Origin of the sequence: Actinotalea sp. (assembly GCF_041597215.1) — a bacterium.
GTDB lineage: Bacteria > Actinomycetota > Actinomycetes > Actinomycetales > Cellulomonadaceae > Actinotalea.
This window is the reverse complement of sequence record NZ_JBFHHB010000230.1, coordinates 1-5,078: the sequence shown is the minus strand read 5'-3', so window position 1 is coordinate 5,078 and position 5,078 is coordinate 1. Positions and strand designations below refer to the sequence as shown.

Annotated in this window: 7 protein-coding genes; 3 read left to right on the top strand and 4 right to left on the bottom strand. The window is 73.4% G+C overall.

From position 1 onward, the window contains the following. The first annotated feature begins 348 nt into the window (after positions 1-348). Positions 349-1,128, top strand: a complete 780-nt coding sequence (locus tag ABWK99_RS13425) for an alpha/beta hydrolase (RefSeq protein WP_372595208.1) — start codon at positions 349-351, stop codon at positions 1,126-1,128. Between the two features lie 67 nt (positions 1,129-1,195). Here ABWK99_RS13425 and ABWK99_RS13420 read toward each other — a convergent pair whose 3' ends face one another. Then, the gene (locus ABWK99_RS13420) at positions 1,196-1,483 is read right to left on the bottom strand and encodes a 2TM domain-containing protein (RefSeq protein ID WP_372595207.1); all 288 of its coding nucleotides are present in this window, start codon (positions 1,481-1,483) and stop codon (positions 1,196-1,198) included. 337 nt (positions 1,484-1,820) lie between these two features. On the opposite strand from ABWK99_RS13420, the gene ABWK99_RS13415 reads away from it, so the two are divergent. After that, positions 1,821-2,378: a TMEM175 family protein gene (locus ABWK99_RS13415; RefSeq protein WP_372595206.1), complete on the top strand. Its 558-nt coding sequence runs from the start codon at positions 1,821-1,823 to the stop codon at positions 2,376-2,378. A gap of 51 nt (positions 2,379-2,429) precedes the next feature. Further along, entirely contained in the window at positions 2,430-3,209 is a 780-nt protein-coding gene (locus tag ABWK99_RS13410) for a lysostaphin resistance A-like protein (protein ID WP_372595205.1), read from the top strand. On the opposite strand, the gene ABWK99_RS13405 is transcribed toward ABWK99_RS13410, so the two are convergent. The 3 genes from ABWK99_RS13405 to ABWK99_RS13395 form a co-directional block, all read right to left on the bottom strand. Continuing rightward, positions 3,199-3,858, bottom strand: coding sequence for an HAD-IA family hydrolase (locus ABWK99_RS13405; protein WP_372595204.1), 660 nt, complete (start codon positions 3,856-3,858; stop codon positions 3,199-3,201). The two genes, ABWK99_RS13410 and ABWK99_RS13405, sit on opposite strands and share 11 nt — an antisense overlap. An 18-nt stretch (positions 3,859-3,876) precedes the next feature. Then, positions 3,877-4,878 (bottom strand): type I phosphomannose isomerase catalytic subunit, encoded by a 1,002-nt coding sequence (locus tag ABWK99_RS13400; protein WP_372595203.1) that lies wholly within the window; start codon positions 4,876-4,878, stop codon positions 3,877-3,879. Beyond that, a partial coding sequence (locus ABWK99_RS13395) for a hypothetical protein (RefSeq protein ID WP_372595202.1) occupies positions 4,875-5,078 on the bottom strand: 204 nt, incomplete at its 5' end. The genes ABWK99_RS13400 and ABWK99_RS13395, both read right to left, overlap by 4 nt.

Sequence of the window (5,078 nt, the reverse complement as noted above, 5' to 3'; positions counted from 1 at the left end):
GGCAACTTCCCAATCATACCTGGCCCGATCCACCCCGTCAAACCCACGAACTCGGTCCAACCCGGTGAACAGACCTCTGGCACACCAATCAGACGCCGAAGCGCCTAAGAAGACTACCAGGGTGGTCGACCCGCGAAACCGGCCCGCCAGCAGGTAACCTGCCGGCCCGTCCGTTTCTCCCGTCGGGGCAACGAGGTAGAACACTACGCACGAGCCCACACACCGTCAAATCCACCCCACCCGACACGCCCGAACACCCCCACAACCACCCCTGACCAGCACAAACGCCGGAGAGATCGCGCCAGGGAGCAGCCCGCGCGGCCCCTGCCCGCTCGGTAGGGTGCGGCCATGCGCGTGACCTACGGCACTCACCCCGACCAGGTAGCCGATGTCGTCCTCCCGGAGAGCGGGGCGGCGCCCGCGCCGATGGTCATCCTGCTGCACGGCGGGTTCTGGCGGTCCGTCTACGACCGTCACCACCTGGCCGGCGTCGCACAGGCGCTCGCCGATGCCGGCTACTGCGTGGTGAACGCCGAGTACCGACGGGTGGGAGACGGAGGAGGGTGGCCCGGCACGTTCCACGACGTCGCGCTGGCCGTGGACTCGCTCCCGGGTCTGGTCGCGGCGACGTTCCCCGGTCGTGCCGACGCCGAGGCCGTCGTGCTGCTCGGGCACTCCGCGGGCGGTCACCTGGCCCTGTGGGCCGCAGTGCGCGGGCAGCTGGCCGACCAGGCCCCGGGAACGGCGCCGACCACCTCGTGGGTCGCTGCGCTCCCGGGGGTGACGGGCGTCGTCGCGCTGGCACCCGTGTGCGACCTCGGCTCCGCACATCGGCTCAACAGCGGCAACGGAGCCGTGGCGGCACTGCTCGGCGGCACCCCTGACGAGGTACCGGAGCGATTCGCGCAGGCCGACCCCGCTGCGCTCGGGAGGCCGCCGGTGCCGACCGTCGTCGTGCACGGGGAGGACGACGTCCTTCTGCCCGTGGAGGTCGCCCGTACTTGGTGCTCGGCGACGGGCACCCCTCTGGTGGAGGTGCCCGGGGCCGGGCACTTCGAGCTGATCGACCCGGGGTCGGCCGCCTGGCCGCAGGTGCTCGACGCCCTCGCAGCAGTGCTGTCCCGCTAGCAGCCGCTCGACCGCCGTCGGCGTACCCCGCGGCAGACCCCGCGGCAGGGTCCGCCGGTGCGTTCGCTCAGCCGGCCGGACGTCCTCGCCTCAGCTCCCGGTCCACGTCAGCGTCGGTGATCGGCCGGCGTCCGAGGACCTCCCAGGCGTTGAGCACGAGACCGATCCCCCACCCGCCGAGGACCCACGCCGGCCAGAGGTAGCCCTGCGGTGAGGTCATCCACCAGACCAGGACGAGGAACGCGTTGACCACGAGGTACGCGACCGCGTGGGTGGACAGGTCGCGACGCGCCTGGACCCGCTTGCGCGCGAGGTGCCGCTGCTCGTCGTACGGGGGCTGGTAGGGAGTGGTCATCGGATGCTCCGGCTCGCTCGACGATGCACGGGACCGGTAGGTCCCGCGACGCGTCCGGCCCGGGGGACGGACGCGTCCTTCCCCGACATTCTCGTCCCGTGCCCCGCCCCGGGGGTAGGGCCGGTGCCGATCGGTCCATGCCCCGACTCCGCGGGGAGGACACGCTGGAGCGACCTCGTCCTGGGGCGATCGGGTCGGCCGAACTGCGGTGCCCGACCCGTCTCCGGTACTGGTGCCGCGCGATCGGCAGTGCCATATTTCTGCCGTGGGAATCAGGGGAAAACCCGCACGCACTGCCGGCTCCGATGACGGGCCAGGATTCGCGCGTACGGCTGCGTTGACGGATGGCGTCGTCGCGATCGCGATGACGCTCCTCGTGCTCCCCTTGGTGGAGTCCTCCAGCGAGGTCGATGCCAGGCACCCGTTCGCGTACGTGGGGGCGCACAGCGGCCTCCTGCTCTCCTTCGTCATCAGCTTCCTCGTGATCCACGCGTTCTGGACCGCGCACGGGTCCGCCGTCCGACGCCTGCACGACTCCCCCGTCGACGTCGCTGCCCTGGGCCCGCTGACGATGGCCTGGCTGCTGGTGGTCGTCTTCCTCCCGTTCCCCACAGCCGTCGTCGGCCGGGACCTGACGACGTCCTCCGCCTCGGCGTACATCGGCACGATGGTCGTGCTCTCCGCGCTCACGTCCGCGATCACGACCGCCGTGGAGCGCCGGCTCGGGGGCACGAACCGCATCGCGTGGACGTGGGCGACGACCGCCGTCTTCGGGATCTGCGCCCTCCTGAGCCTCGTCGACGCGGAGCTGGGCCTGTTCGCCCTGCTCTCCCTCGCCGCGCTCCGGGTGGTCGAGGTCCGTCGCCGAGGCCGCGCCCCCGCGGCACCGGGCTGACCAACCCCGCTCTCTTCTCACGTTCAGCATCGGAAGTCGAGGAGCATCGCCATGACCGGATCCGCACCCTCCTCCGCGCGCCTGCACGAGGTGACAGCAGTGCCCTGGTGGGCCGGGCGGCCGCGACCGGTCGTCGCCGCCGCGGCCCTCGTCGGGGCCCCCGTGCTCGTGACCGTTGGCATCGGGCTCGTCGGCGCCGCCGCCGGCGACGGGAGCGACGCCTCCCAGCTCAGGTGGCGCCTGCTCGCCGTGCTCGTCGTGGCCGCCGCTGCGCTGCTCGTCGTGGCGCGCGCCCACGCGTGGGAACGCACCGGGGCGGCCGGGCCGGCGAGCTGGCGCCGGCCGGGGCTCCTCGCCGTGCCCGCGCTCGTCGCCCTCGCACCCCTCGTCACGGGGGTGGACCTCCCTGGCACAGGGACGCTCGCCGTACTCCTCGCGGGCTATGTCGCGACGGGGGTCTTCGAGGAGATCTGGCACAGGGGCGTCGTCCTCGACACGCTGCGCTCGCTCGGGCTGCGGCGCTCGGCAGTGATCGGCGGAGCGCTGTTCGCGGTGAGCCACCTGGCGAACATCGCCTTCGGGCAGTCGCCGGCCGTGTCGCTGGCGCAGGCCGTGGGGGCCTTCTGCTTCGGGGTCGGATTCAGCGTGCTCCGCTGGCGCACGCACGCCATCTGGCTCCTCGCCGGTGTGCACGCGGTCGGCGACCTCATGTTCAAGATCACGAACCTGCACGGGGGAGCGCTCTGGGGGTTCCTCGTCGGCCACGACATCGCCATGCTCGCCTGGGGCCTGTGGTGCCTGCGCGGGGCAGCGGACGAGGTCAGCGCCTGAGCAGCAGGACCCCGCCGACCGCGGGCTCCAGCCGCACGGCCGACAGGTCGTCGACGACCAGGTCCGCCTCGACGATCCCGGCGCCGAGAGTCGTCCGCAGGCCAAGGGTCGTCGCTCCGGACGCGCGACCTGAGGCGAGCCCGGCCGCCGCGTCCTCGACCACCAGGCAGTCGGCGGCGGCGACCCCGAGCGCACGCGCAGCGGTGAGGTAGGGCTCGGGGTCGGGCTTGCCGTGCTCGACGTCGTCGGCCGTGATCACGACGGCCGGCACGTCGACCCCGGCGGCGGCGAGGCGCGCCCGGGCCAGCACCCTGCTCCCCGAGGTGACGATCGCGCAGCGCCCGGTGGGCACGAGTGCCGCGAGCGCCTCCGCGGCGCCCGGGAGGGCTTCGACGCCCTCGGTGTCCGAGGACTCGAGCTCGACGATGCGCTCGTGCGCCGTCTCCCGCTCGTCCGCCGAACGATCCGGGAGCAGTCGCTCGAGGATCGCTCGCGCCGTCATGCCGTGGTAGGCGAAGAAGCGCTCGGCCGGGATCGCGTACTCCACGGCGAGCCGGTCCCATGACCGCTCGACCGCCGCCGTCGAGGAGAGCAGTGTGCCGTCGAGGTCGAACAGCACGGCGGCGTACGGCCCCCGCTCCGCGCTCACTCGGCGCTCACTCGGCGCTCACGCCCGGCGCCCGACGCGCCGTGGCGCGACGAGGTCGATGTCGAGCCATGACGAGTCGGCCTCCGCCGCGAGGTCACCTGCCCAGTCCGCGGGAAGGACGGCGAGCCGCCCTGGTCCGACGGGCGCGTCGAGGCCGGCGATGCGCACCTGGCCGCTCATGACGAGCACGACCCGCGCGACGGGGCGCGGCTCCACGCGGACGGTCCGCGACGCCTCGGCGCGCTGCCGACTGATCGTGTAGTGGTCGGTGTCGACCAGGAGTCCCTCGTTGCTCACCGTTGCAGGAGGGTCCACGTTGAGCGCCCACTGCGAGCGGATCGCCTCGAGCCCCAGCTCGACCTGCAGCTCACGCGGGGCCCTGCCGTACTCGTCCACCCAGTCGTACAGCCGGAAGGTCGTGTCCGAGGGGGTCTGGACCTCGGCGACCAGGACCCCTGCGCCCACCGCGTGGATCAGGCCGGCGGGGACGTGGTGCACGTCACCGACCCGGGCCGGGACCCAGCCGAGCAGCCCCGGGAGGGCGGACGTGCCCATGGCCGCCTCGATCTGGTCCAGTGTCACGCCGGGGCGCACCCCGAGGAACAGCCCGGCACCGGGCTCGGCGGCGATGACCACCCAGGACTCCGTCTTGAGATGGATCCCTGGGTGCCGGGCGACCTGCTCGGCCGGCGGGTGGACCTGGACCGACAGGTGCTCGCGGGCGTCGAGGTGCTTGACGAGGAGCGGGAAGCGCCGGGCCTCGGCGTGGTCCCGGCCCAGCAGGGCGGCGGCGGAGTCGGCCACGACCTCCCGGAGGCTCCGGCCCGCCATCGCGCCCCCGACGATCCTGCTGACCGGGTCCGGGACGGGGGTCATCTCCGCGTCGAGGTCCGCCAGGTCCCAGGACTCGCCGATGTCGACCCCGTCAGGAAGGGCACGCCCCAGGTCACCGAGACGGCGACCGCCCCAGGGCTTGGGAACCAGCAGGGGCTCCAGGAGGAGCGGGGGAAGTGTCGTCATGAGAGGTCCTCGTTCATGGACGGTGCGGCCGCGGCCGGGCGGCTCGCGGCGAGGTCGGCCGCCATCGTCAGTGCGCCGACCGCGCCGGCCCGCCCACCGAGCCCGGGGAGGGACAGGAAGTCGCTGGCGGGGTCCGAGGCCGGGTGGGCGCCGAGAGCGCCACCGAGCAGCGCCGCCGCCTGGACCCTGACGGCGTCGAG